The 25,391-nt window shown below is 69.9% G+C and carries 22 protein-coding genes and 1 other RNA gene; 5 read left to right on the top strand and 18 right to left on the bottom strand.

Going from position 1 to position 25,391, the window contains the following annotated elements; genetic code table 11:
* Nucleotides 1–190: 190 nt before the first annotated feature.
* From KBX21_RS22300 to KBX21_RS22285, 3 genes are read right to left on the bottom strand one after another with little or no spacing between them, the layout of a single operon-like run.
* On the bottom strand, nucleotides 191–331 hold the full coding sequence (locus KBX21_RS22300) for a hypothetical protein (RefSeq protein ID WP_017542507.1): 141 nt from the start codon (nucleotides 329–331) through the stop codon (nucleotides 191–193).
* Nucleotides 328–2,412, bottom strand: a complete 2,085-nt coding sequence (locus tag KBX21_RS26770; protein WP_247666161.1) for a hypothetical protein — start codon at nucleotides 2,410–2,412, stop codon at nucleotides 328–330. Before KBX21_RS26770 ends, KBX21_RS22300 begins: the two co-directional genes overlap by 4 nt.
* Nucleotides 2,412–4,223 carry an SGNH/GDSL hydrolase family protein gene (locus KBX21_RS22285; RefSeq protein ID WP_049573189.1) on the bottom strand — a complete coding sequence of 604 codons (1,812 nt, stop codon included), beginning with the start codon at nucleotides 4,221–4,223 and terminating at the stop codon, nucleotides 2,412–2,414. The genes KBX21_RS26770 and KBX21_RS22285 overlap by 1 nt, the downstream gene beginning before the upstream one ends.
* A 181-nt stretch (nucleotides 4,224–4,404) precedes the next feature.
* Between KBX21_RS22285 and KBX21_RS22280 the strand changes: the two genes are divergently transcribed.
* Nucleotides 4,405–5,316: a hypothetical protein gene (locus KBX21_RS22280; protein WP_210843496.1), complete on the top strand. Its 912-nt coding sequence runs from the start codon at nucleotides 4,405–4,407 to the stop codon at nucleotides 5,314–5,316.
* Here KBX21_RS22280 and KBX21_RS22275 read toward each other — a convergent pair.
* Both KBX21_RS22275 and KBX21_RS22270 read right to left on the bottom strand, forming a co-directional pair.
* A complete protein-coding gene (locus tag KBX21_RS22275; RefSeq protein WP_247666160.1) occupies nucleotides 5,313–5,522 on the bottom strand; it encodes a hypothetical protein in 210 nt (69 codons plus the stop codon). The genes KBX21_RS22280 and KBX21_RS22275 overlap by 4 nt on opposite strands.
* Before the next feature lie 109 nt (nucleotides 5,523–5,631).
* Nucleotides 5,632–6,147, bottom strand: coding sequence for an NADPH-dependent FMN reductase (locus KBX21_RS22270; protein ID WP_210843494.1), 516 nt, complete (start codon nucleotides 6,145–6,147; stop codon nucleotides 5,632–5,634).
* A 625-nt stretch (nucleotides 6,148–6,772) separates the two neighbouring features.
* On the opposite strand from KBX21_RS22270, the gene nagA reads away from it, so the two are divergent.
* From nagA to KBX21_RS22255, 3 genes are all read left to right on the top strand, one after another.
* Entirely contained in the window at nucleotides 6,773–7,921 is a 1,149-nt protein-coding gene (gene nagA, locus KBX21_RS22265) for an N-acetylglucosamine-6-phosphate deacetylase (protein WP_049573201.1), read from the top strand.
* Nucleotides 7,922–8,023: 102 nt separating this feature from the next.
* On the top strand, nucleotides 8,024–8,332 hold the full coding sequence (locus KBX21_RS22260; protein WP_049573203.1) for a hypothetical protein: 309 nt from the start codon (nucleotides 8,024–8,026) through the stop codon (nucleotides 8,330–8,332).
* Between the two features lie 107 nt (nucleotides 8,333–8,439).
* The gene (locus KBX21_RS22255) at nucleotides 8,440–8,946 is read left to right on the top strand and encodes an SRPBCC family protein (protein ID WP_210843492.1); all 507 of its coding nucleotides are present in this window, start codon (nucleotides 8,440–8,442) and stop codon (nucleotides 8,944–8,946) included.
* Nucleotides 8,947–8,961: 15 nt separating this feature from the next.
* On the opposite strand, the gene KBX21_RS22250 is transcribed toward KBX21_RS22255, so the two are convergent.
* The 11 genes from KBX21_RS22250 to KBX21_RS22200 all read right to left on the bottom strand — a co-directional run bounded on the left by KBX21_RS22250 (nucleotide 8,962) and on the right by KBX21_RS22200 (nucleotide 23,691).
* Nucleotides 8,962–9,687, bottom strand: coding sequence for a DUF2812 domain-containing protein (locus tag KBX21_RS22250; RefSeq protein ID WP_210843490.1), 726 nt, complete (start codon nucleotides 9,685–9,687; stop codon nucleotides 8,962–8,964).
* On the bottom strand, nucleotides 9,684–10,016 hold the full coding sequence (locus KBX21_RS22245; protein WP_049573213.1) for a PadR family transcriptional regulator: 333 nt from the start codon (nucleotides 10,014–10,016) through the stop codon (nucleotides 9,684–9,686). Before KBX21_RS22245 ends, KBX21_RS22250 begins: the two co-directional genes overlap by 4 nt.
* A 10-nt stretch (nucleotides 10,017–10,026) precedes the next feature.
* Entirely contained in the window at nucleotides 10,027–10,761 is a 735-nt protein-coding gene (locus tag KBX21_RS22240; protein ID WP_210843488.1) for a CPBP family intramembrane glutamic endopeptidase, read from the bottom strand.
* A 366-nt stretch (nucleotides 10,762–11,127) separates the two neighbouring features.
* Nucleotides 11,128–11,499, bottom strand: a transfer-messenger RNA (tmRNA) gene (ssrA, locus tag KBX21_RS22235).
* A 376-nt stretch (nucleotides 11,500–11,875) separates the two neighbouring features.
* On the bottom strand, nucleotides 11,876–13,876 hold the full coding sequence (locus KBX21_RS22230) for a penicillin-binding transpeptidase domain-containing protein (protein WP_210843486.1): 2,001 nt from the start codon (nucleotides 13,874–13,876) through the stop codon (nucleotides 11,876–11,878).
* A gap of 38 nt (nucleotides 13,877–13,914) precedes the next feature.
* Complete coding sequence (smpB, locus tag KBX21_RS22225; protein ID WP_017542494.1) at nucleotides 13,915–14,379, bottom strand: SsrA-binding protein SmpB; 465 nt, start codon at nucleotides 14,377–14,379, stop codon at nucleotides 13,915–13,917.
* An 82-nt stretch (nucleotides 14,380–14,461) separates the two neighbouring features.
* Nucleotides 14,462–15,373, bottom strand: a complete 912-nt coding sequence (gene ftsX / locus KBX21_RS22220) for a permease-like cell division protein FtsX (protein ID WP_210843484.1) — start codon at nucleotides 15,371–15,373, stop codon at nucleotides 14,462–14,464.
* Nucleotides 15,374–15,458: 85 nt separating this feature from the next.
* Complete coding sequence (gene ftsE, locus KBX21_RS22215; RefSeq protein ID WP_017542492.1) at nucleotides 15,459–16,148, bottom strand: cell division ATP-binding protein FtsE; 690 nt, start codon at nucleotides 16,146–16,148, stop codon at nucleotides 15,459–15,461.
* 336 nt (nucleotides 16,149–16,484) lie between these two features.
* Nucleotides 16,485–17,603 (bottom strand): peptide chain release factor 2, encoded by a 1,119-nt coding sequence (gene prfB / locus KBX21_RS22210; protein WP_049573219.1) that lies wholly within the window; start codon nucleotides 17,601–17,603, stop codon nucleotides 16,485–16,487.
* 154 nt (nucleotides 17,604–17,757) lie between these two features.
* Entirely contained in the window at nucleotides 17,758–22,635 is a 4,878-nt protein-coding gene (locus KBX21_RS22205) for an NAD-glutamate dehydrogenase (protein WP_210843479.1), read from the bottom strand.
* Nucleotides 22,636–22,995: 360 nt separating this feature from the next.
* Complete coding sequence (locus KBX21_RS22200) at nucleotides 22,996–23,691, bottom strand: HAD family hydrolase (protein WP_210843477.1); 696 nt, start codon at nucleotides 23,689–23,691, stop codon at nucleotides 22,996–22,998.
* 208 nt (nucleotides 23,692–23,899) lie between these two features.
* Between KBX21_RS22200 and KBX21_RS22195 the strand changes: the two genes are divergently transcribed.
* Nucleotides 23,900–24,112, top strand: coding sequence for a hypothetical protein (locus tag KBX21_RS22195; protein ID WP_210843475.1), 213 nt, complete (start codon nucleotides 23,900–23,902; stop codon nucleotides 24,110–24,112).
* A 4-nt stretch (nucleotides 24,113–24,116) separates the two neighbouring features.
* Here KBX21_RS22195 and KBX21_RS22190 read toward each other — a convergent pair whose 3' ends face one another.
* Entirely contained in the window at nucleotides 24,117–24,575 is a 459-nt protein-coding gene (locus tag KBX21_RS22190) for a hypothetical protein (protein WP_210843473.1), read from the bottom strand.
* A gap of 55 nt (nucleotides 24,576–24,630) precedes the next feature.
* Complete coding sequence (locus tag KBX21_RS22185; RefSeq protein WP_210843471.1) at nucleotides 24,631–25,287, bottom strand: HAD family phosphatase; 657 nt, start codon at nucleotides 25,285–25,287, stop codon at nucleotides 24,631–24,633.
* Nucleotides 25,288–25,391 lie beyond the last annotated feature (104 nt).

Here is a 25,391-nt window from a genome sequence, read left to right as displayed (position 1 = left end):
GCGTGAACGCGGAGAACACGCGCGAGCACGCTGAGCGAGCACTCATGGGATGCACCGAGCGCACGCCGAACGGGCCCGTCGACCGGACGTCATTGGGGATGGGCGGTCACGAGGGGTGCGACCGTGATGGGGGCGGGGCGGGCGCCCCACTGGCGGCGGAGCGCCCGCCTACCTCGGCAAGAACGGCCGCCTAGCGGTCGCCGTAGTTGTAGAGGGTTTCGTTCACCGGTTCCGCGGTCGCGGTGGACTCGGTGGCGAGGTTGGTGGCCACCACGGTGGCACCGCCCGCCAGAGCCGCGCCGATCACGCAGGCGGCGATTACCTTGATCACTTGGGGATCTCCTTCCGCGCGCCCCGCTCCGATCGTGGTTGGGGACGCTGGAACCCGAGACTAGAACCTGATCTAGCCATAGACCAGATGATTGCCCCAACTGTAACTAACCCGCTGGTAACTTCCAACCCCGACAAAGGGTCTTTGTCCGCACTGATGTGCTGGTCATCCACTTCCAGAAGGGTCAGATCCGCACCCTCGACCACCGGGGACAGGGACTCCGCACCAGACCAGAACCGGTTATCGACGGGTGCCGAGACGACCACGTGGCGGACCCCGAGGCCGCCCAGTCGCTCCGCCAGTGCGTCGGGGTCGGACAACCACCGGTCCGAGGGCAGGCCGGTCGCGGGGTCGGGTTCGAGCAGGCGCGCGACCTCCCTGGCCCGCGTGTCCTCGCCGGTCACCACGACCCGGCCGCCGTCGGGGGTGCCCACGCTGAGGTCGTCGTTCCAGATCGCGCGCCGGTCGAACAGCTTGGTCGCCGGGTCGAGCGCGACCACCGGTTCGCCGGACCACTCCAGGCCCCGATAGGCGCTCCAGGGCAGGACCAGCACCGCTCCCGGCCGGTGGTCGGCGGCCACCGCCTCCTGGGCCGCCAGCCACTCCCGCGGGTACTTCACGGGCGCCAGCCGTCCTCCCGCTCCCCACAGCAGGCCCGGCAGCACCACCACGGGCGCCAGCACCACCAGCACCGTGCCCACCACTCGCCACAATGGGATCTCGGGACCACGGTGGCCCTCTCTCGTCACCGTCCGGGCAGTCGCTCCCCCAAGGTCACGTCCGGACCGGCCCCCTTCACCCGGACCACCACGGCCCCGCGAGCCCTGTGAACCGTCACCCCCCGCACGGTCGGGGTCCCCTTCCTCGGCTGCCCGCCCAACCGATCCTCCGCCACCCGGACCACCACGGCCCCGCAGGCCCCGCAGGCCCCGTGAGTCCCGCCCTTCGCCAACAGGCAGGGCGCGCAGCAGCCACAGCACCGCGGCGCCCGCCCCCAGAGCCTGCACCAGGGCCAGGGGCGCCAGGTACAGCTGACCGTCCCGGAGCGGACCGAACCCCGGCCAGAGGTCGATCAGCACGACCAGGAGCTCGCGCCCCGGCGCGAACACCCCCAGGAGCGCGACAGCAAACCCCACCACCGCCGACACCGACAGCCCGACCCCCACCACGGGGCGGTTCCGCCGCAACCACCAGACCCAGCCCGCCAGGGACACCGCGCACACCAGCAACCGGGCCGTCGCGGTCACCGGTTCGCCGTAGCCGGGCGGCACCGCGCCCGAGTTCCACACCCCTCCGAGCAACAGCAGGGACCCCACCGCCCCGAAGGGGGTGTCCGAGCGTGCCGCGAAGGCCTCGACCCCCGCCGGATCGGTGACGGCGCCGCTGGTCAGGGACGGCATCAACCACGGCAGCGACACCACGACCAGGCCCGCCGCGAACAGTCCCGCGTTCCGGAGGCGGCGCGGCCCGGCCAGCGCCTGAGGTCCGACGGTGAGCGCGCTCAGCACCACCGAGGAGAACCCGCCGATCGCCGCAGGGACCAACGAACAGACCACCCCGGCCAGGCCCGCGCCCGGTCGGGCCGACGCCAGTCGCACCACCGCCCACAGCACCCACGGCAGCCCCGCGTACCCCAGCAGCATCGCCCACTGCCCGAGCAGCAGGCGCTCGGCCACGAACGGGTTCCACACGTAGAGGACCCCGGCCGCGGCCCCGGCGGCCAGTACCGCACCCGGCACCCGGCCGCCCCCGGGTGCGGCCGAGCCGTCACACACCAGGCGGACCAACAGCCGGAAGGCGCCCGCGCCACCCACCGCGAACACCGCCAGCAGGGCGAGGGTCTGCACCACGTCACCCGGCAGCAGGAGTGACAGGGCCGCCACCACCGCGTCGCTCGGGATCGCTCTCGGGAAGCCGTCCGCCCCGGCCAGCACCGCGGACAGTGAGAGGTCGGGGACGAAGAGCATGTCGTACCGGAGCACGTAGCCCGGCCCCAGGGCGGGCCCCAGCGCGAGCACCCCGGCCACCACGCCCACCAACCAGGGCAGCACCCGGGCCGGGAGCCGCGCGGCGGACCGCATCAGCCCTCCGAGAGGACGACGCTGTCGGAGTAGCCGCCCTCCACGTAGTCCCGGTAGGTGCGGACCACGATCTCGTAGGGGCCGGACACCGACGCCACCCAGCGCGGACGCTCGCCGACGGAGCCGAGCGAGCGCCAGCCGTCGCCGTTCCCGGGGCCCTGACCGTCCTGGGGCGCGCAGGTGACACCGGGTACGGGCGCCGCCGGAACGGAGGGTTCGGGGGCCGGTCCGGGTTCTGGTTCGGGCCGGGACGGTTCCGGTCGTTGCGTGGGGGTCGGCCCCGGCTCCTCGACCCCCGGCTCGGTGACGTCGGGGACCTCCTGGTCGTCGGTGGCCGGGTTCCCCGGGCGGGGACCGACCAGTTCCCTCGGGGTGGTGAACACCCGGCGGTCACGGGAGACGTCCAGGTCGTCCCGCCCGCACTCCAGCTGTCGGATCCACACCTCGTAGTGACCGGCCTCCGCAACGTCCTCCCATGTCACGAGGGCGCCCCCGTCGTGCACGCGGATCCACGACGGCGCGGGCGGCGGCTCGGCGTCCCACAGCACCTGGAGGGGTTCGGACTCGGTGCCCTCGTCCCGTCCCTTGAACGGGTGGACGACGAACTCGTACCGGGCGCCGCTGAAGAGCGAACCGACCAGCATGGAGCGGTCGTCCTCGTCGCTCTCGACGTCGGCGGGGATCACCCCGGCCGCGTCCGGGTCCGGATCCACCCGGCGCTGCACCACCCGGTAGTCGGTGGCCCCGGGCACGTTCTTCCAGCTCAGCAGCAGGCCGTCGTCAGTCTGCTCGTACTCGGGCTCGGGAGCGGTCAGCGGTCCGACGGAGAGCTCGGGAAGAGGACGCGCGTACTCCTCCCCCACCCCCAGCGGCGCGGCCAGGGCGTCGGCGAAGGCGGCGGCGATCTTGAGCTCCCCGCGCGCGTTGGGGTGGGTCGCGTCCCAGTTGTCGAAGGCCGGCGCGTACTCCCTGGCGACCTGGGCGACGACCACGGGTGAGGTGGCGGAGGTGAGCTGTTGCGCGAGGTCGACAAGACCCATGTTGAAGCGCGTGATCTCGGCGTTGACCCCGGGGTCGTCACTGGTGCCGTCCACGGCGGGGAGTTCGCCCACCACGAAGCGGGCGTCGTCGAGCACGACCCGCACGGTGGAGACGGTCTCGGCGACGCCGTCGAGCGCCTGGTCCGCCCCGCCTCCGGCGAGGATGTCCTCGGTTCCGGCGAGCAGCAGCAGGTACTGGGGGTCGTGCTCGGCCGCGACCTGCGCGATGTCGGTGGACAGCTCCTGCGCGGTGGCGCCCCAGCGGGCCGCGTGGTCGGTGTCGAACTCGGGCTCCGCGTAGCTGAGGTCTCCGGGCTCCTCGTCGTCGAGGGAGTACATGTCGTCGTTGGGGCCGACGAAGTCGAACTCGACTCCCTGACCGGACAGGTGCGACCACAGGTGGTAACGCCAGGTGTGGTCGCCGCTGCTGCCCTGGGTCGCGGAGTCGCCCACCATCATGATGCGCAGTTCGCCGTCGGGCGGACCCGGTACCGGAAGGGGCTCATCGTCGGCGGCGTCCTGCTCACCACCGAGCCCGCCGGATCCGGTCTGGAGGAGCAGCAGGGTGACGGCCATGGCCGAGAGCATGACTCCGAGCAGTCCGAGCGGGCCGGGTTCGAACCGTGAGCCGGGGCGGCGCCAGACAGCGAGGTCGCGCCAGCTGAGGTCGCGCCAGAAGTCGGCGGTGAGCCAGTACGGCGGGCGGGGTGCCCACCGCGCGGCCGGACCGCGCCGCTCGGGGGTGGCGTCCTCGTCCGGGTCCTGCACCATGCCCCATCTCTCGCCGCCGCGGTAGTTACAGGTTCTGGTTCAGCGCCGGAGCGTCGTTCCCCCTAGTCCAGCGACCAGGGGGCGATCACTCGCCAGACAAGACTAGAACTGGTTATATGGATGCCGTCAACCTTCTGGCCCCGCCGGGTCCGGCGGCACCGAGCCGAAAGGCCCCCTCACCGTGATCGGACTCCTGATCGCGCTGCTCTCCGCGCTGGTCTACACGATCGGACTGACCGTGGAACAGCGCGCGCTGCACGGCTCCGAGTCGATCTCGATCAACCGGCCTCTCCACCTGGCCAGGGTACTGCTGGGTAACCCGCGATGGGTGTTCGGATGTGCCTTCGCGGCCCTGGGCAGCGTGGGACTGATCGTCTCCCTGGGGCTGGCCCCCGTGTCCGTGGCCCAGCCCGCCTTCGCCGCCGGTGTGGCCACCACCCTGCTGGTCGTCACCCTGGTGCGGGGCGAGCGGATCACCCGGGGCGAGTACGTGGCGCTCGGCGTCATGCCGGTGGCCCTCGGCCTGCTCGGCCTGTCCACCGTGGACGGCGCCGAGACCGGGACCACCGCGAACACCCCGCTGCTGGTCGGCGTCAGCGTGGTCACCGTCGTGGCGTGCGTGGCCGTGATGGGGTTCGTGGGCGGCCGGGGCAGGTACGTCTCCGCCGCCGCCATGGGCGCCGCGGCCGGGCTCGCGCAGGGCAGCGCCGGACTCCAGGGCAAGGGGCTGGGCGGACTGCTCGCCGACAACGGCTTCCTGGCCGCGATCGTGCCCGCCCTGCTCTCCCCGTACCCCTACCTGTACGCGCTGGGCTGGGCGGTGGGGATCGTGCTCTTCCAGACCTCGCTCCAGCGCTCCCGGGCCTCCATCACCGCGCCCGTGTCGAACGTGGTGGGCAACGTGTTCGTGGTGGTGGTCGGCACGCTGCTGTTCGGGGAGCAACTGCCCGAGGACCCGCTCCTGCTGGCGCTGCGGATCGGCGGCTTCGCGCTGACTCTGGTCGTGGTCGTCCTGGTGCGCGGCAACGTGGCCCAGGCCGAGGCCGAGACCAGCAGGTTGCGCGGCGAACCGGCCCCCGCCGCCAGCGACTAGGACCCCGACCATCGCGGCCGCCCCTGGTGGCCCCAAAGGGCCAGCATGAGGGCGAACGCCGTGAAGCGCCCGACGAGCGCCACCACCACCGGGCGCGGCCCACGCAGCAGGCCGTTGCGGAACGCGAGGAGGTTGTTGGCGCCAGGAGAGGCCGCCACCGCCAGCGCGGCTGGGGCGAAGACGGCCAGTTGTGCCGTGGAGAGCATGCGGCCAGCCTAGGCGCGGCGCACCCGCCGGACCAGGCGCCGCCGGGCCCCGAGGGTCGCGGTCCAGGGACACTCGCATCCCCGGACCGGACCGACCGGCGTACGGCTCCTAGGCCGCCACGGAGACGGCCTGGCGCAGACCGGGAGCGGCCACGTCGGCCCAGGCGCGCACGACGCTCTCGGGGCTGTGGGTCTCGTCGGAGGCCAGGATCAGACCGGGCTCGGCCACCCAGGCCCCCAGGTCGGCCAGGAGGATGCGCAGGTCCTCCTCGATCCCGTGGCTGTTGCGCAGGTCGTCGACGACGGCCAGCGGGACCGCGACGGTGTGCCCCAGGCCGAGCTCGGGCAGCCGGTCCAGGAAGACCTTGAGCAGACCCGTGTAGGTGCCGTGGACCTGCGGCGACGCCACCAGGAGCACGTCGCTCCGGCGCACCTGTTCGAGGGCCTCGGTCACGGAGTCGGCGGCCTCGGCGAGCAGGTCCTGGCCGAGGGCGGCCAGGTCGATGATCTCGGGTGTCGAGGTGACCCCGGCGCGGGTGGCGACCTCGGCGGCGGCGCGCAGCGCGGCGGTGTGCACGGAGGAATGGGACTGGGGGGCGGCGACGAGCACAGTGAAGCGAGTCATTGCGGAGAACTCCTGGGTTCGGTCAGAACGAGCCGGATCGACCGGAAGGAACGCGGGGGGCGGTGATCGGAAGACACCGGAGGGAAACCGCTGTTCCTCGTGGACCTCGACCGAGCGGGACGTCGTCGTCCGGGGCTCGTGTGCGGCGGTCCAGTCGGGGGTGCTCACACGGACCGGGAGAGATGGTCCGGGACCCAGGTGGGAGTCATGAGCGTCCGGTGTCTGCGTAAGGGCACGGGGGCACGGTTCAGAACCGTGACGGGGCGGGGCCCCGCAAGGCGCTAGCTACGACAGAGCGCGCTCGCCTGCTGTCGCAGATCGACATGCAGGCGCTGGACAAGCAGCTCACCGGCGGACATGGCTCCATCATGAGGCGCGTCGGCCGCTATCGTCAATGCGTGCCGCCACCCCTCCTTCGGGGGTGTCGGGCTCCGCGCGGGCCGGTCCACCTCGCGGACAACCGTCCCAGGGAGCGGGATCAGCCTGCTCCGCTGGGGATACGTGACGGGCCGGGGGCGCGCACGGCCCCCTGCCAACCCCCCGTTCACGGAAATGTAATTTACGACACAGCGCCCGACCCTCCGCCCCACGGCGGTACCCCCCAGACACAGGGAGAGACCCAGACATGGCCCAGACACCCCTCACGCTGACCGGCGCGCGCGTCGTCACGGCCGACGGCACCCACGACGGGTGGATCCGGATCGAGGACGGCCGGGTCAGCGAGCTCGGCACCGGCGAGCCCGGCCCGGGTGAACGACACGACGTCGGCGGACGGCTGGTCGCACCGGGGCTGGTCGACACCCACATCCACGGCGGCGCGGGGCACGCCTTCCCCGAGGCCGACCCGGAGGGCGTGCGGGAGATCGTCGCCTTCAACCGCAGGTCCGGTGTGACCTCCGTGGTCGGCGGTCTGGTCGCGGCCACCCCCGAGAACACACTGCGCCAGGTCTCCGCCCTGGCGGACCTGTGCGACGCGGGCGAGCTGGCCGGGATCTACCTGGAGGGCCCCTTCATCGCGCGCTCCAAGTGCGGGGCGCACGACCCGGACCTGTTGCGCGACCCCGACATCAAGGAGTTCGACGCCTGGCTGACCGCCGGACGCGGCCACGTCCGGATGATCACGGTGGCCCCGGAGCTGCCCGGAGCACTGGACCTGATCCGCGCGGCCCGCTCCGCCGGTGTGGTGGCCGCCGTGGGGCACACGGAGGCCAGCTACGAGCAGACCCTCGCCGCGATCGACGCGGGGGCGACCGTGGCCACGCACGTCTACAACGCGATGCGGCCGCTGAACCACCGCGACCCCGGTCCGATCGCCGCGGTCCTGGGCGACGAGCGGGTGACGGTGGAACTGATCCTGGACAACGTGCACGTCCACCCGGGCGCGGCCGGTCTGGTGTTCGACTCGGCGGGGCCCGAGCGCGTCTCCCTGGTGACCGACGCGATGTCGGCGACCGGTCTGGGGGACGGCGAGTACACCCTGGGCGACCTCCGGGTCAGGGTCCTGGACGGTGAGGCGAGACTGGTGGAGAACGGCGCGATCGCCTCCAGCACGATCGTGCTCCCCCAGGCGGTGCGCAACGCGGTGGCCCTGGGAGTGCCCGTCGCGGACGCGATCCGGTCGGCCTCCTCGGTCCCGGCCGCGGCGCTGGGCCTGGCCGACACGGGCCGGATCGAGGTCGGGGGCCACGCCGATCTCCTCGTCCTCGACGAGGACCTCTCGGTCTCCTCGGTGATGTACCGTGGCGCCTGGAAATCGGACACTTCGGTGTTCTAACGGCGTGTCGTGAGCACGGTACGGATTAGTAACTTGACCCTGAGCGACAATTACGGACAGGGCGTCGAGGAAAGCACCGTGCCTGACACGAAAGGAACCACCATGGCTCAGTCGAGACAGGCCAACGACCAGCAGCCGACCCGCGTGCCCTCCGAGGAACGCGAACACCTCGGCAAGCTCGCCAGCGAGCTGACCCGCTACGAGGTCCAGGCGGAGGTGAAGGACGAGCCCGCGCTCTGCCTGCGGGTGCACAATCCGTCCTCCGTCCACGCGGTCGAGGACGTGATCTGCGAACGGCGCGAACACGACTTCGCGTTCATCGCCTCCTTCGGGGTCCACCTGGGCAACAGCGGCAGTGTGTCGCTGACCGCCCACAAGGTGGCGTGGCTCGTGGGGGCCACCAAGGAGTAGGCCGCGGGACACGACGGGGGCGATGCCGACGGGTACCGCCCCCGTCCGGCGTTTCCCGAGGGCTTGGTACCTTCGCCACAGGTGACCCCGGACGCAAAGGACCTCTCGTGACCGCCTTCCGCTACGGGCTCGACCCCGTCGACGAGACCTTCTTCGAGACCGCGCCCATGCGCTGGCGGGTGGGCCTGGAACTGGCCGCCTCCCCCGACGAGGTCTGGGCGGGACTGACCTCGTCCCGGCCGCTGTCCTGGTGCCGAGCCCTGCCCGAGGTCACCTACGTCTCCGAACCGCCCTACGGCGTGGGCGCCGTCCGCGAGGCCAGCGTGCTCGGCACGTACCGGATGCGGGAGGAGTTCTTCCGCTGGGACGACACGGAGCGGCGCAAGTCATTCCACGCCACCGAGGCCACCCTCCCCCTCTTCAGCGCCTTCGCCGAGGACTACCACGTGCTCCCCTTCGACAACGGCAGCAAGCTCGTGTGGTCCTTCGCCTTCGCCCCGTGGAAGGGCCTGGACAGTGCGGTACAGCTGGGAAGGCCCCTCACCGAGACCCTGCTCGCCTCCCTCGTGAGGGACACCCGAAACCACTTCGGTTCTCTGACCGAAGTCCGGTGATCCACCGGCGCGCTGTCAGCGGTTCCTGATCCTCGCCAGAAGCCTGAACACGAGCCAGACCACGACGGTCATGGCCGCCAGGCCCACCGCGCCGCCCACCACCGCGCCCAGAAGGGTCGCCACCCGGTCGGCCGCGTCCCCCTCCCACAGGGTCCGCCCCAGTCTGAACAGTGAGACCACGAGGACCACCAGGAAGAACCCGGTCACCAGCACCCCCGGCACGCCCCAGGAGAACCGCTTCCCCGAGGGCTCGGGGCGCCCCTCCACGGCGGCCTCCGGTCCGACCACCGCGGCCCGTGCCCGCTTGAAGTAGGCGTGGGTCAGGTAGTGGCCGCACGGCTCCCAGCCCTCCGGGGCCAGCTGCCGCGCCAACCGCTCCCGGCCCCCGCGCCCGAGCGCCGACTCCTGCCGGTACTCCCACGCCTGCGGGGGCTCGTCCCGGTGGCTCACGAACCGGCCCTGCCGGTCCAGCCGGTCGATCTCCCAGCCCTGGGCGCCCAGCTCGTTCATCCGCCCCTGGGCCACGAAGGAGTCCGCGCCCCACACCAGCGACTCCGGCCCGGCCTCGCCGTCCTGTCCCCTGAGGTCGTCAGCGAACTCGGAGACCGGACCGAACTCCTCCTCCGGGTCGACACCGCTCTCGGCGACGAACGCCGCGAGGTCGTCCACCGTCTCCCGAACCCGCTCCCCAGCGACGCCACGGGCCCGCAGCAGGGACTCCAGCTCTTCGAGGTAACTCACGTGGTTCCGCCCTTCCTCAGCACCTCACGCACCGACGCGTCGAACTCCAGCCAGGCGGCGCCCTGTTCGGCCAGGACCGCACGGCCCTGGTCGGTCAGTTGGTAGTAGCGCCGTCCCGGCCCCTTCTCGGCCGCGCGGAACTCCGCGACGACCAGTCCCGCCTCCTCCAGCCGGTTCAGCACCGGATACAGGGTCCCGCCCTTGATCCGGCCGAACCCGGCCTCGTCCAGCTGGGCGGCGAGGGCGTAGCCGTAGCTCTCGCCCTCCGTGAGTCCGGCCAGTACCAGGAGGTCGAGGACCCCCTTCAGCCAGCTCGATCGACGATCCATCCGTTCTCCTTCAGGCCGCGGGGGTGAACTGCCCGGACCTCCCGGTCGCGGGCCTCGGGGTGAGCAGCAGGGCGCGCAGGTCGACCAAAACGTGCACGAGGATCGGCACGATCAGGCTGCCGGTGCTCAGGTACAGGTAGGTGAGCGCGCATCCCAGCAGGCCGACGAGGAGCATGTCCTTCGCGCCCTGGTAGAGGTGCGCGAGGGTGAAGACCACCAGAGCCGCTCCCGCCGCGACGTACAGCGGGAGTCCCAGCGAGACTCCGACGGCGATGAGCAGTCCTCGGAAGATGATCTCCTCGCACACCCCGGCCGTGACCGAGGCGCCGACAGCGCACCAGCGTTCACGCGTGGTGCGCGGCAGCATGGGGTCCAGCGTCGGGGACACGGGCATCGCCTTCCAGCGGGCGAGCAGTGTGACCATCACCGCCGCGACCGCGAAGCCGACGAACATCCCGGCCACGGTCCCCCAGTCGACGTCCCCGTGCAGCCCCAGGTGGGCCCACTCCGCTCCGGGCGAGAGCAGGACGGTCAGCGCCGTGAGCCCGGTCATCCCCCAGAAGACCGCCATCCCGGTACCGAAGAACCGCACGTACAGGCCCGGATCGGTGTCCCGGTCCCGCTTGAGGACCTCGAACATGCGCCTGCCCCACAGGGGCTCGACCAGGAGCAGGTAGGCGAAGACGAGGGCCGCGACCACCAGCGCCGCCGGAGAGAAGACGGGAGCGGTGAGATCTGGGGACATGGGGGCCTCCTCCATCAGTTGATCTATCTAGACGATAGACCTACCTAGTTAGGATCGCAACCTACGTAGCCATACGGCATCCCTGACACAACGAAGCGCCCCGCAGGGCGGAGACCAAAGACCTCCACACCACAGGGCACGCCGGGCACGAGCCCGAGCGAGAGCACACCAAGGGGACGGCGCACCCACCCACCCCGGACACAACAAAGCGCCCCGCAGGGCGGAGGCCAAAGGCCCCAGCACCAAGGGGCGCGCCGGGCACGAGCGCAAGCGAGTGCACATCGGGGGGTTCGGGGGGTCGTCCCCCCGAAAACAGGAACGGACCGCGGCGAGGAGGACGAAGTCCCCCGAGCAGCGGTCCGTTTCTCGTGGAGGTGGCGGGAATCGAACCCGCGTCCTTCAGCAACGAGCCAGGGCTTCTCCGGGTGCAGTCTGTAGTGTCGTTCTACTCGGCCCCAGCGCTTGTACAGACACATCGCTGACGGGCCCAGCCACGAAAATGTCCCGCTCAGGCCCCGTGGCCTGATCCGAGCGGTGAGTCATCTAAATGGTGCCGGATCCCGAGCCGATGACGAGCCCGGACCGACAGAGTCACAATCGCTTAGGCAGCGAGAGCGAACTCAGTGCGCTTGGAATTGGCACTTGAATTTATGCGAATGCAGGATTAACGAGGTCACAAACACAACCCTCGACCCGCTTCCCCTGGAACGACTACCAAAGTCGAAACCGATCACCCCCTGTGAAGTTGTCAAGACCACCTGTCACCCGAGGGCTCCGGGCGGCCGACAAGCGAGTGAACGAGCACTCGCGTGATCGTCACTCTACCTCTTGAACAGTGTGGGCACCAAGCTGATTCCAGGGGACGCCGGTGGATTCCCCAAGCATGGAGAAACCCCCGTGAGGCGGACGCAAGAGCGGTCGACGCACTCACGGGGGCGGTCGGCCTGGGTCGGGGCCGACCTTGAAACGCGACAGGGCCCTCCCCCGAGACGAGGTCCTGTCCTCACGCTGGCCCGCTGCCCGCTGTCGCGGTACCAGTCACAAGGAAAGACGCCGCCGGGGCACCCGTGGGTTGCTCCGGCGGCGTCCTCGTTTTCCTGGTCGGCCGCGCTCCTCAGTTTCCGCTGAGGTCGGTCCCGACGCCCTGGCCCTCGAGTCCCTCGCCCTCGACGCCCTGGCCCTCAGTGCCGGGGACCGCGGGTGGGAGGGTCTCCTCGGTGCCGGGGACGCCCTCGGTCTCGGGGACTCCGTTGGCCAGCCCGTTGAGGAAGCTGGTCGCGGCGGTGACGGCGTACTGCTGCCACTGGCTCATCTCCGGGTCGACCTCGGCGAGCACCGCGAAGGCGACGTCCCCCTGGTAGCCCACGAACCAGTGCAGCGCGGTGTCGTCCTGTTCGACGCGGGCCGCCTGGCCGTACACCTGCTCCTCCCCGACGTTCACCTCGGGCATGCGGATGGTGACCGCATCCCGCAGCCCCTCCCGCACCACCTCGAGGTGGGACTCGGAGAGCTCGTTGGCGTTGGCCGGGCTGGGGCCCTCCTCGCGGACGAGGGTCGGTCCGTGCCAGGAGCCGTCCGCGACGGCTCCCGCGGCCAGGGCCATGGAGAGCGGGCTCACCTGGACCCCGTGGTCGCCGATCATCGCGGACGCCAGTTCGGCGTCCCCGTCGGCGATCTCCACGGTGCCCGGGGAGACGGGCAGCGGCAGCTGCCAGTCGCCTCCCAGCCCGAGCTGTCCGGCGGCCTCGGCGAGCGCGTCGGCGCCGACCTCGGGCGCGACGTCGACGAACCCGACGGTGCACATGTAGGTCATGTTGCGGACCAGCGTGGGGTTCTCCGCGAGGAAGCCGTTGCTGGGGTTGGTGAACACCTGGTCACCGACCTCGGACTGGAACCCGCAGGGCATGGCGCTGTCCGCGGTGACCGCACCGGACTCCAGGGCGGCCAGGGCCGACACCATGGTGAAGATGCCGCCCGGAGCGTAGGAGCCGGTGAAGGCCGCGTCGTCCGCGGCACTGTCGGAGGCGTTCGCGGCGGCCAGGACCTCACCGTTGGTGGTGTCGACCGCCACGACGTACCCGTCGCCCGGCATCGCCTCGGTCGCGTTCTGCGCGGCCTGCTGGGTGGCCAGGTCCAGGGTGGTCTCGATGCCGCCGCTGCGCACGCCCTCCCAGGACTCCAGGACGTCGGTCTGGTCGCCGTCCTCGCCCAGGCTGACCACCTGGGTGGTGGCGGTTCCGGCCAACTCCTGCTGGAAGATGTTCTGGAGGCCGCTCAGGCCCACGGTGTCGCCCGCCTGGTAGGACCCGGCCACACGGGAGGAGACCCGGTGCTCCGAGGTCCCCGCGACCTCTCCGAGGACGAAGGGGGCCGCGCGCGGCGACAGGTTGACCTCGACCTCCTGGGTCTGGACGCCGGAGATGCTCCCGGCCTCGCGCAGGAGGGCGCTGTCCGCGTCGCGCATGAGCACCAGCGGCTGGAACTGCTCCGGCGGCGCGGAGCGCACCCGGTTGAGCAGCGGGTCGGGGTCCTCGTCGAGGAGTTCGGCGAGCTCGGTGACGCCCGCCTCCTTGTCCTCCATGTCGGCGGGCAGCACACCGAAGGCGGTGACGCTGTCCGCGGAGACGAGGGGTTCTCCGGACCGGTCGAGGATCTGGCCGCGGTCCTCGATCTCGTAGCTGACGGCCAGCCTCTCGCCCTCGCTGAGGTCGGGGTGGATGACGCTCGGAGACCAGTCGATGAGCCAGCCGGTGGGACCGTTGGTCAGGGACATCTGCCCGGTGTAGTTCCACACCGGGTCGCCGATGCCGAGGTCCGCGGTGACGCCGAACTCGGCGTTCGCGGATTCTCCCTCCGTGGAGATCCGGCCGAGGTCGAACCGGACGGAGGCGAGGTCGAGCTGGTCGTGGACGTCGGTCAGCGCCCGCTCGACCTCCTCCGGGTCACCGGTGGTGTGACGGGCGGCCTCGGCGTGGTTCCCGTCCTGCCAGGCAAGCAGGAAGGACCTGACTGCCACCTCGGGACTGGGGTGGGTCGTGCACGCCGCGAGACTCAGGGCGATGATCAGGCCACTGCTGGCGGCCGCGATCCTGCGGCCGAGGGGACGGGGGGACACCTTGTGTGTTCCTTTCAGGCGCCTCTGTGTGGGACAGCTCAACGCCGACGGCGAAGGGCGCGCTCCATGTCGCGCTTGGCCTCACGCTCGGCGATCGCATGGCGCTTGTCGTACTCACGCTTACCGCGAGCCAGAGCGATCTCCACCTTGGCCCGACCGTCACTGAAGTACAGGGACAGCGGGATCAGCGTGCGCCCGGGTTCCCGGGTCTTGCCGATCAGCCGGGAGATCTGCTCGCGGTGCAGGAGTAGCTTACGTGATCTGCGGGCGGAGTGGTTGGTCCACGTGCCCTGTGAGTACTCGGGGATGTGCACGCCCTCGAGCCACACCTCACCGTCGTGGATGTGCGCGAAGCCGTCCACGAGGGAGGCGCGCCCCTCTCGCAGGGACTTCACCTCGGTGCCGGTCAGGACCAGCCCCGCCTCGTAGGTCTCGTCGAGGTGGTACTCGTGCCGGGCCCGGCGGTTCTGGGCGATCAGTTTCCGCCCGGTTTCCTTGGCCACGGTTGTATCCCTTCATGCGTCCGGGGGGCCACTTCGTGTGGCCCCCCGGTACCCGGCGCCCGCCCGACTGGCGGGTGACCAGTCAGACCTTCAGGTAGCGGCGCAGGGTGAGGAACGAGGTCACGGTGCACAGGAGCACACCGAGGATCATCGAAACACCGATGACGTACAGCAGGGAGCCCGTGCCCAGCGCCACGTCGAACTGGAACCACTCCTCGATCTGGGTGAGCAGCGTGTACCTGGTGGCCACGATGAACCCGGATGCGATGACACCACCGATGAGACCGGCGATGGCGCCTTCCAGGAGGAAGGGCAGCTGGATGTAGAAGTTCGACGCACCGACCAGGCGCATGATGCCGGTCTCCCGGCGACGGCTGTAGGCCGACAGCCGGATGGTGTTGCCGATCAGCAGCGCGGCGGCGGCCAGCTGGACGCCGGCGACCACCAGAGCGGCCCACTTGAGACCGTCGAGCAGCCCGAAGAACTGTTCGAGGACGCGCTGGTCGTTGGAGACGGAGTCGACACCGGCGGCCCCGTCGACGGCCGCGCGAACGGTGTCGTAGTTGTCGGGGTTGGTGAGCTGCACCCGGTAGTTCTCCGGGATGTCACCCTCCTGCGCGGCCTCGGCGAGGGCCTCGTTGGAGGAGCCGATGCGCTCCTGGAAGTCGGCCCAGGCCTCGGCGGCGGTGAGGTACCGGAAGTCGTCGACCTCGGGCAGCGAGTTCAGCTGCGCTTCGAGTGCCTCACGGTCCTCCTCGGTCGCCGCGCCGTTCTCCTGGCAGGCCGAGGTCGGCGAGATGTCGTTGCACATGTAGATGGTCAGCGTGATCCGCTGGTCCCAGTAGTTGCGCATCTCGGAAACCTGCTGGTTGACCAGCAGACCGGCACCGAACAAGGCGAGGGAGATGGCCACGGTCGTGATGACCGCGATGGTCATCGTCAGGTTGCGACGTAGGCCGATCCACGTCTCGGAGAGAACGAATTGTGCTCGCATGATCTGTTAAAGGTCCATCCTTCGGGGCTTCGCCGTGCCGGTTGTCTCGCGGTCGCCGACCGCCCGGCGACGAGCGTGCCAGGGGTCAGTACGCCTGGCCGTAGACGCCGCGCGTCTGGTCGCGCACCACCAAGCCCTCTTCAAGCTCGATCACGCGCTTGCGCATCGAGTCGACGATGGCGGCGTCGTGCGTCGCCATGACGACGGTCGTGCCCGTGCGGTTGATTCGGTCCAGCACCTTCATGATGCCGATGGAGGTCGCCGGGTCGATGTTTCCGGTGGGCTCGTCGGCCAGCAGGATCTGCGGGCGGTTGACGAAGGCGCGGGCGATGGCCACGCGCTGCTGCTCACCACCGGAGAGCTCCCCGGGCATGCGCCCGGCCTTGCCCTCGAGGCCCACGAGCTCGACGACCTCGGGGACGACCTTCTTGATGAACCGCCGAGGCTTGCCGATGACCTCCAGCGCGAACGCGACGTTCTCGAAGACGTTCTTGTTCGGCAGCAGGCGGAAGTCCTGGAAGACGCAGCCGATGCGGCGGCGCAGGTGCGGAACCTTCCAGTTGGACAGGCGCGCGAGGTCCTTGCCCGCGACGTGCACCCGTCCCTCGTTGGGCTTCTCCTCCTTGAGCACCAGCCTGAGGAAGGTCGACTTGCCGGAGCCGGACGGGCCGACCAGGAAGACGAACTCGCTCTTGTCCACGTCGATGGAAACACCGTCGAGCGCGGGGCGCTTCTGAGTCGGGTACAGCTTGGTGACGTTATCGAAGTGGATCACAGGCGCATCACAAGGCTCTCGAAGGTATGGGCACCCGGCGGACTGAGCTCCGCGCGGGATGGTACCGGCCGCATGGCCACCGACAGTTTAGAGGGGGCAGGAGCCCGGATTGTCCAGGTCCTGTCGCACCCGAGAGATCTGTGGAGATCAGAGCACTATCGGACAACAGCCACGAGCATATCGGAGGTGTCAACCGATGATAACGTTCACATATAGCAGTTTCGGTAAAACTGCGGGGTCGTGCGCGTCACCGTTGGGCTACGAGGCGGGTTCACCGTCTCTGGTTCGTGCGCGCGACCGGGCGTGTCCCCGCCCCTCGGGCGGGGACGCCACGGGTCAGCTCTGCTCGTTCTTCTCGCGGCTGCGCATCCACCGGATCTCGGCGTCGATGAACGCGTCGATCTCGCCGTCGAGGACACCGGAGGTGTTGCCGGTCTCGGCACCGGTGCGGACGTCCTTCACGCTCTGGTACGGGTGCAGGACGTAGTTGCGCATCTGGGTGCCCCAGCTGCTCACCGAGTCACCGCGGATCTCGTCCAGCGCGGCCTGCTCCTCCTGGCGCTTGCGGGCCAGGAGCTTGGCCTGGAGCATCGACATCGCGGTCGCCTTGTTCTGCAACTGCGAGCGCTCGTTCTGGCAGGAGACCACGATCCCGGTGGGCATGTGGGTGATGCGCACGGCGGAGTCGGTGGTGTTGACGCCCTGGCCGCCGGGGCCGCTGGAGCGGTACACGTCCACGCGCAGTTCCGTCTCGTCGATCTCGATGTGGTCGCTCTGCTCGACCATCGGGACCACGTCCACACCCGCGAACGACGTCTGGCGCCGGTTCTGGTTGTCGAACGGCGAGATGCGCACCAGCCGGTGGGTGCCGTGCTCTCCGCGCAGGGTGCCGTAGGCGAAGGCGGACTTGACCGCGAACGAGGTGGACTTGATGCCCGCCTCCTCCGCGTAGGAGGTCTCGTAGACCTCCGTGGGGTAGCCGTGCCGCTCCGCCCAGCGCAGGTACATGCGCTGGAGCATCTGCGCCCAGTCGGCCGCGTCGACGCCGCCCGCCTGGGAGTTGATGGTGACGATCGCTTCGCTCTCGTCGTGCGGGCCGTTGAGGAGCGTGCGCACCTCCAGCTCACCGATGTCCTTGCGGAGCTGCTCCAGCTCACGGTCGGCCTCGGCCTTGGTGTCGGGGTCGTCCTCCGCCTCGGCGAGCTCGTAGAGCACCCCGAGGTCGTCCAGGCGCTGCCCGATGCCGTTGACCTTGTTGACCATGGACTCCAGACTCGAAAGCTGGCGCGTCACCTTCTGCGCGTTGCCCTGGTCGGCCCACAGTTCGGGGTCCGCGGACTGCTCACGCAGCTCGGCGATCTCGGTCTGCATGGCCTCCAGGTCCAACACGGCGGTCACACTCGCAAGGGTCGCCGCGAGTTCCTTGATCTTCTCTGCTGGGTCCAGTTCTGCCACGGGACCCAGTGTAGGTCCCAGTGGGAGGGCGGCCCCCATCCGCGGGAGCGGGATCCGGCCGGGGAGGCCACCGTCACCCTCACGAAGGGCCCGCCCCGACAGAAGGAGGGGCGCCCGGTGCTCCGGACGCCCCTCCCCCTGTGGAACCAGTCGGCTAGTCGACCAGCGAACGGATCGACCTCAGCGCCACCGAGAGCGTGGCGAGGTCGAAGCGCTCGTTCTCCTGGATCTCCGAGAGCGTGATCCCCGCGCGCTGCACCGAGGACTCGTTCTGCTCGGCCCACTGGCGGATCAGCTCCGAGTTGGAGCCCTCGCCACCGGACTCCAGCACGCGGCTGGTGAGGTCCGCGTGCGCCGAGTACAGGTCGTCGCGCAGCGCCGAACGCGCCATCGTGCCCCAGCGGTCGTCCCTGGGCAGGTCGATGATCCGCTCACGCCACCAGCTGATGTTGAACCGGTCGGCCAGCTCGAAGTACAGGCTGGCGACCTGACGGACCGGCTGGCCCGTACGCCTGGCGATCTCCACCAGGTCCAGCGTGGAGTAGGCCGGGACCATCACGGCGACGCGCTCCGCGAGGCCCCTGGGCACGCCCAGCGAGGTGTACCGGTCGCGGCGCTCCTCGAAGGCCTCCAGGTCCCGCCCGCGCAACAGCTCCTTGAGCTGCGGCAGCACCTCGCCCACGCCCTCGGCGAAGAAGCCGATCTCGCTGGCGAGGTCGAACGGGAAGGTCCGGTTGCGCAGCAGCCACCGGGCGGACCGCTCGGCCAGCTTGCGGATCTCCAGCAGGAGCACCAGCTGGCTGTCCACCGAGATCTGGTGGTCCAGCTCCTCGATCTCGCCCCAGTACTGGCGCAGCCCCAGGATCTCCTGGGTGACCAGGTAGGCCCGGGTGATGTCGGCGGCGCTGGAGCCCAGCTCCTCGTTGAGGCGGAACGCGAAGGTCGTGCCCGACCGGTTGACCATCTGGTTGGTCACCTGGTTGACGATGATCTCCCGGCGCAGCGGGTGCGACCGCACACCGGCTGCGAAGCGCTCCAGCCGCAGCGGGGTCGGGAAGTAGTTCGTCAGGGTCGACGCCAGGTACGGGTCGTCGGCCAGGTCGGACAGTCCGATCTGCTCCTTGAGGCTGATCTTGGTGTACGAGAGCAGCGTGGCGAACTCGGGGCCGGTCAGCCCCTTGCCCTGGGCGCGCCGCTCGGCGATCGCCTTGTCGGAGGGCAGGTCCTCCTGCTTGCGCTTGAGGACCTTGGTGCGCTCCAGGTGGCGCATGTAGCGGCCGTGGACGTGCAGCATCTCGTGGGTCTGCTTGCGCGCGGCGGCCAGCACGGCGTTCTGGGAGTAGTTGTTGTCCAGGACCAGCGACGCGACCTCGTCGGTCATGTCGATGAACAGCTGGTCACGGTCGGCCTTGGCCATCTCGCCGGAGCGCACCTCGCGGTCCAGCATGATCTTGATGTTGACCTCGTGGTCGGAGGTGTCCACACCGGCGGAGTTGTCGATGAAGTCACTGTTGACCCGGCCGCCGTCGCGGGCGAACTCGATGCGTGCGGGCTGGGTCAGGCCCAGGTTGCCGCCCTCGCCGACCACCTTCACGCGCAGCTCGGTGGCGTCCACCCGCACCTGGTCGTTGGCCTTGTCGCCGACGTCCGCGTGGGTCTGGCCGCTGGCCTTGACGTAGGTGCCGATACCGCCGTTCCAGAGCAGGTCCACCGGCGACGTGAGCACGCACCGGATGAGCTCGTCCGGGGTGAGCGCCGTGACGTCCTCGTCGATCCCGAGGACCTCACGCACCTGCGGGGTGATCGGGACGGACTTGGCGGTGCGCGGGTGCACGCCGCCGCCCTCGGAGATCAACGACGTGTCGTAGCTCTCCCAGGTGCTGCGCGGCAGGCGGAACACGCGCTCGCGCTCGGCCCAGGAGGTGGCCGGGTCCGGGTCGGGGTCGAGGAAGACGTGCCGGTGGTCGAAGGCGGCCACCAGCTTGATCTTGCGGGACAGCAGCATCCCGTTGCCGAACACGTCACCGGACATGTCGCCGATCCCGACGACGCTGAAGGGCTCCTCCTGGACGTTGACGCCCATCTCGCGGAAGTTGTACTTCACCGACTCCCACGCGCCACGGGCGGTGATGCCCATGGCCTTGTGGTCGTAGCCCACCGAGCCGCCGCTGGCGAAGGCGTCGCCCAGCCAGAAGCCGCGTTCGATGGAGATCGCGTTGGCGGTGTCGGAGAAGGTCGCGGTGCCCTTGTCTGCGGCGACCACCAGGTAGGAGTCGTCGCCGTCGTGCAGGACGGTGCGCTCGGGGTGCACGACCTGGCCGTCGACGAGGTTGTCGGTGACGTCCAGCAGGCCGCTGATGAACTGCTTGTAGCAGGACACGACCTCGGCCATGACCTCCTCACGGCCACCGCCGGAGGGCAGACGCTTGCAGACGAACCCGCCCTTGGCGCCGCTCGGCACGATGACGGAGTTCTTCACCATCTGCGCCTTGACCAGGCCGAGGATCTCCGTACGGAAGTCCTCGAACCGGTCCGACCAGCGCAGACCGCCACGGGCGACGGAGCCGAAGCGCAGGTGGACGCCCTCGACGCGCGGCGAGTACACGTACATCTCGAACCGGGGCCGCGGGTGGGGCAGGTCCGGGATCTCCTGCGGGTTGAGCTTGAGCACCAGGTAGGGGCGCCCCTCGGAGCCGCCCTGGTAGTGGTTGGTGCGCAGGGTGGCCTGAATGACCGCCAGGAACGAACGCAGGATGCGGTCGTGGTCCAGGCTGGCCACGCCGTCCAGCTCGCCCTCGATCTTGCCGACGAGCACGTTGCCGCGCTCGGTGCGGCCCTCGTCGGGCTGGTCGGGGTCGAAGCGGGCCTCGAAGAGCTCCACCAGCAGGTTGGCGATCCCGACATTGGCGACGAGGACGTCGGCCAGGTAGTCGGGGGTGAAGGTCGATCCGGTCTGACGCAGGTACTTGGCGTAGGCGCGCAGCACGGTGAGCTGGCGCCAGTCGAGTCCGGCGCGCACGACCAGGGCGTTGAAGCGGTCGGACTCCCCGAGGTCGCGCCAGGAGGCGTCGAAGGCGTCCTCGAAGAGGCTCTTCAGACGGCTCGGAGAGAGGTCGGAGGCCTCCAACGGGCCCAGTCCGAAGTCGTAGATCCAGACCCGGCCCACCCCGCCGACGGTGATGTCGTAGGGCAGCTCGTCCACGACCTCGACGCCCAGGTGCTCCAGGACCGGCAGGACGTGGGACAGCGAGATGGGCTCACCGATCCGGGCCAGGCGGAAGCGCCAGGTCCCTGGGGCGCCCTCGGGCTGGTGGAGGCTGGCCGAGAACTCGCCCTGGCGGTCCTCGGAGTCGGTGCGCTGGAGCAGCTCCTCGATCCGGGAGATGTCCTTGGCGGCCACCGTGGGGTCGTTGTCGATCTTGTAGGCCTCGGTGAGACCGGGGCCGTAGCGCTCCTTGAGCGTGGTGGCGCGCGTGGGACCGAACTCGTCGACGAGGGCGTCGTCGAAGTCGGCGTCCCATGAACGCGCCGCCTGGCGGACCTTCTCCTCCAGCTCGACCTGGTCGATGTCGGCGAGCGTCTGTCCGCTCTGGGCCCGGGCCACCAGGTAGAGGCGGGCCAGCGGGGCGGCGCCGATCATCACGTTGTGGTCCATGGTGGCGCCGTGGAAGGCGTCGGCCAGGACGTCCTGGATGTCGAGGCGCACCTGGGTGCTGTACTCGTCGCGCGGCATGTACACGAAGCAGGACATGTAGCGGCCGCCGTAGGGGTCGCGGCGCATGAACAGCTTGGTGCCCCGGCGGTCGCGCAGGCGCAGCACACCGCGGACGATGCTGTAGAGCTCGCCCACGGGGATCTGGAGGAGTTCCTCGCGCGGGAAGGTCTCCAGGAGTTCGATCAGGTCCTTGCCGTCGTAGCTGTCGGCCTCGAACCCGGCCAGGGCCAGGACCTCGGCCTGCTTGCGGCGCAGGATGGGGATCTGGGCGATGCTGCTGGTGTTGGCCTGGGACGAGAACAGGCCGAGGAAGCGGCGCTCGCCGACGATGTTGCCCTGGGCGTCGAACTTCTTGACGCTGATGTAGTCCAGGTACTTGGGCCGGTAGACCGTGGCGCGCGAGTTGGCCTTGGTGAGCACCAGCAGGTAGGGCTCGCGGGCCTTGCCCCGGATCTCGGGGGGCAGCGCGGAGAACCTGGTGGACGCGGACGGGTCCATGCGCAGGATGCCCAGGCCCGTGCCGGGCTCGGGACGCAGGGAGTCGTCGCCGTTCTCGTCGGTGACCAGGGCGTACTCGCGGTAGCCCATGAAGGTGAAGTGGCGCGAGGCGATCCAGCGCAGGAAGTCGACGCTCTCGCCGATCTCGCGGGGGTCGACGCCGCCGGCCACCAGGCGGTCCGGGTATGCGGAGAGCTCGTCGGCGATCCGGATGACCCGGTCGCTCATCTTGGCGGAGTCCTCGTCGGCGTAGCGGACGTCGCTGAGGACACGCTCCAGCCGGGTGCTGATCTCCTTGACCCGCTCGGGGTCGCTCTGCCGGTCGATCTCGATGTGCATCCACGACTCGTCGATGGGCAGCAGGCCGTCGCCGCCGATCTCCGGGTCGACCTGGACCAGGTTGCCGGACAGGTCGCGTCCGACGGTCATCTGCGGGTGGATGATCAGCCGTACCCCGGCGCCCAGGTCGCTGAGGGCCATGGTCACGGAGGAGACCAGGAACGGGGCGTTGTCCGTGACGATCTCGACGATGCTGGTCTGCTGTTCCCAGCCGTCGTGTTCGAGGGTCGGCGTGTGGACGCGGACCTTCGCCCGTCCCGGTGCCCGTTCGGCGCCGAAGGAGCGGTGGGCCTCGGCGGTCCCGCAGATCTGCTCGGGGCTGCGCCCGCTGATCTCCTCGGGATCCGTGTGGCGGTAGTAGAGGGGGAGGAAGGCGCGGACCGCGTCGGCGGCCTCGGGGCTCAGTCGGTCCCCCGGACTCCACCGGGAGGCCGCGTCATTGAGCAGCTTCTGGAGAATGACGTCGGATTGCCCGGACATAGGGATCTCTCACTCCTTTGTGAGCAACGTCGCACGAGCGCAGTTGAGGACACCCGGTCATGTGACGTGTGTGGCTCGTCAGGCGACCTGTGAACTTCTGTGGCTGACTTGTGAATTCTCGTGAGGCCTTGGGCCGCAAGGATCCCACGAGGGTGTTGGTTGGGTTGGTACCTGTGCGCACAGGTGGCGTCAAACGAGGTCGGGACGTCGTTGTCCCGGCCTCTGCCCCCACGGAGTGGGGACGGACCCCAGGCTACTGCTTTTCGCGCCTGAGAACAGGACCAACACCGTTACAGCCCAGTTACGCACTGTAAGACCTGGATTGCGGCGCATGCCGGAACACCCGTGTGCCCGGCGCGATCACCGTGTCGTGGCCTGGTGCACGGCCGTCATCACCGCTCTGGGATCGCTCAGGTCCGGCAGCACGATCTGCGCCCCGGCCTCCCGCAGCTGCCCTTCGGTCGTGGAACCGTTGAGCACCGCGATCGGGATCGCGCCGCCGATCAGCGCCGCGCGCACGTCCGGGGCCGAGCCGGTGACGAACACCGTCTCCTCCTCCGAGAAGGCGCGGCCGCCCTCACCGGCGGCGTGCAGCCTGATGGACTGGATCAGGCTGGACTTGGGGTAGTTGACCGAGCCGAACCCGCCCACGGCGAGGTTGAGGTGGGTGTCCAGTCCGAAGGCCACCAGCTTGGCCGTGGCGTTGGTCCGGGTGCTTCCGCTGACCACGGTCTGCATGGTGTCCGGCAGCGCGGCCACGGCGGCCAGGGAGGCGGCCGCACCGGGCATGACCCGCCCCTTGGCCAGGAGCTGTTCGTGACGGGCGCCGAAGGAGGCCTCCAGAGCGGCGAGGAAGTCGCCCAGGACCTCGGTGTCGGGCTCCAGCTCAACGTAGTTGCGAGCGCAGAACTCGAAGAACATCTCGGAGTCCGTGCGGCCCGCCGCCGAGGTCAGGTAAACCAGCGGTTCCCCCGTGACCTTCTCGAAGGCCTCGGCGTAGGCGGCCCTCATGACCTGCCCCACGTCGAGGAGCGTGAGGTCGATGTTCCATAGCACCAGGCGGCTGATGGCTGACTCCTCGGCGATCGGGGTTCGGGGACGCCACCATTGTGCCGGATGGGCGATTCAGGGAGGAAACGGAGTCCGAACCCGGCCGGACACCGGTTGTGCGGGCGCCCCGCCGCAGAGCCGCCGCGCCCCTGGATGATTCGGGCGCACGTGGGTAGGGGGAGCTTCCGATCCCCTCCAGCGGACAAGGAGCGATGTGTCCCTCTTCCACCCCAGTCAGAAAACCCAGCGCAAGTGGATGCCCCTCAACGTGCTCATCTCCTTCGGGGGCACCGTCATCGCCGGTTACGCCGTGTTCCGGGAGTTCACGGACGGGGGTGTCGGGGCGACGGTCCTCCCGGCCCTCGTGTTCCTGGGCTTCCTCGGGTTCTTCCTGTACTTCCTACGGAGGATGCTCTCCAACAGGTGAGGTGCTACGCCTGGGACTCCTCGACCAGGTAGCGGAGCTCCTGGACCCCGAACCACATGAGTTCGTGGTCCTCGGCGGCTTCGGAGGCCGGGTCGGCCGCGGCCTCGGCGACGTCGGCGGCCGCGTCGGTGTCGTCCACGTGGGCCGAACGCAGCTTCTTGTAGGGCACGCCGCCCCGAACGGTCACCCGGGCGACCCCCTCGGCGTGGCGTCCGCCCCGCTCCACGGCGGGGTCGGGCATCTCGGCGGCGAGGACCACGCGGCGGCGGGGCGCCCCGGGGTCCTCGGCGAGCATTCTCAGGGACGCCTCGGCCGCCGCGTACATGGCGTCGTACTCGGCCTCCTCCGTGTCCCCGTCGGGCCCGGCGTCGGCGGTGAAGGCCGGGAGGGCCTCCCCCTCCAGTCGGCCCCGGTCGAGCAGGGCCGTGAGCGCGGGGACGGTGCTGGGCAGGAAGACGTACATGGGCTCTCCAGGACGGGATCGGATCCCTACGAGTTTCCCAAAGAACCCGACCTGGTCAGACCGGCTGCCGTTGGTGATCGTCCTCGGGGGCCAGGAAGCGGGACAGCGCCCGGCGGGTGCTCTCCACGTCGGTGTGCAGGATGCCGGTCATTCCCAGGGACTCGGCCGTCTCGATGTTGTGCGCCAGGTCGTCGATGAACACGCAGTCCTCGGGCTCCAGGCCCATCTGCTCGCAGGTGTGCAGGTAGATGCGCTCCTCCGGCTTGCGCATTCCTACCTCTCCGGAGATCACCACGGTGTCGAAGGTGGACGCGAAGTGGTCGCGCGGATAGCCGTTGCCCCACGAGTTGGACAGCAAGGCGGTTCCGTGCCCGCTTCCCCGGGCCGTACGCAGGGTGTCGTACATGGCGTCGACCGGATCGAAGTGGGAGAACATGCGCTCGATGAGGCCCTGCGCCCGCACCGGGCCGCCGTGGGTGGAGCGCAGCAGGGCGGCCAGGTCGCGCTCGAACAGGTGGGTCTCGATCTCGCCGCGTTCCAGCGCGTGCACGGGGTTGTTCGGCACGCTGTTGTCGAAGTACGGACGCATGACCTCGTGGTAGTGGTCGATGTCGATCCGGTCGGACCTGAGCCAGGCCCGGATTCCCTCGGGCAGGGGTGGGGTGAGCACACCGCCCCAGTCGGAGATGACCCCTCGTCGGGTGCCGCTCATCCGGTCGCCTCCTTCGGTGTTCGCCTCGGGGACAACCCGCCTGACCCTGTGTGGAGCCGACAGAGGCCGGGCGGGGAACGGTTCTTCCCGTTCCCCGCCCGGTT

This window comes from Nocardiopsis sp. B62 (assembly GCF_018070675.1).
GTDB lineage: Bacteria > Actinomycetota > Actinomycetes > Streptosporangiales > Streptosporangiaceae > Nocardiopsis > Nocardiopsis prasina.
Note: the sequence above shows the minus strand (reverse complement) of the source record. Positions and strands in the feature narration are given on the sequence as shown.

Coding starts and splice junctions, on each gene's coding strand:
- KBX21_RS26770 (WP_247666161.1), bottom strand. CDS start 2,412: ATGCGGTCCGCCGCGCGGCTCCCGGCCCGGGTGCTGCCCTGGTTGGTG.
- KBX21_RS22285 (WP_049573189.1), bottom strand. CDS start 4,223: ATGGTGCAGGACCCGGACGAGGACGCCACCCCCGAGCGGCGCGGTCCG.
- KBX21_RS22275 (WP_247666160.1), bottom strand. CDS start 5,522: ATGCTCTCCACGGCACAACTGGCCGTCTTCGCCCCAGCCGCGCTGGCG.
- KBX21_RS22270 (WP_210843494.1), bottom strand. CDS start 6,147: ATGACTCGCTTCACTGTGCTCGTCGCCGCCCCCCAGTCCCATTCCTCC.
- nagA (WP_049573201.1), top strand. CDS start 6,773: ATGGCCCAGACACCCCTCACGCTGACCGGCGCGCGCGTCGTCACGGCC.
- KBX21_RS22260 (WP_049573203.1), top strand. CDS start 8,024: ATGGCTCAGTCGAGACAGGCCAACGACCAGCAGCCGACCCGCGTGCCC.
- KBX21_RS22245 (WP_049573213.1), bottom strand. CDS start 10,016: ATGGATCGTCGATCGAGCTGGCTGAAGGGGGTCCTCGACCTCCTGGTA.
- KBX21_RS22240 (WP_210843488.1), bottom strand. CDS start 10,761: ATGTCCCCAGATCTCACCGCTCCCGTCTTCTCTCCGGCGGCGCTGGTG.
- ftsX (WP_210843484.1), bottom strand. CDS start 15,373: ATGCGAGCACAATTCGTTCTCTCCGAGACGTGGATCGGCCTACGTCGC.
- KBX21_RS22205 (WP_210843479.1), bottom strand. CDS start 22,635: ATGTCCGGGCAATCCGACGTCATTCTCCAGAAGCTGCTCAATGACGCG.
- KBX21_RS22190 (WP_210843473.1), bottom strand. CDS start 24,575: ATGTACGTCTTCCTGCCCAGCACCGTCCCCGCGCTCACGGCCCTGCTC.
- KBX21_RS22185 (WP_210843471.1), bottom strand. CDS start 25,287: ATGAGCGGCACCCGACGAGGGGTCATCTCCGACTGGGGCGGTGTGCTC.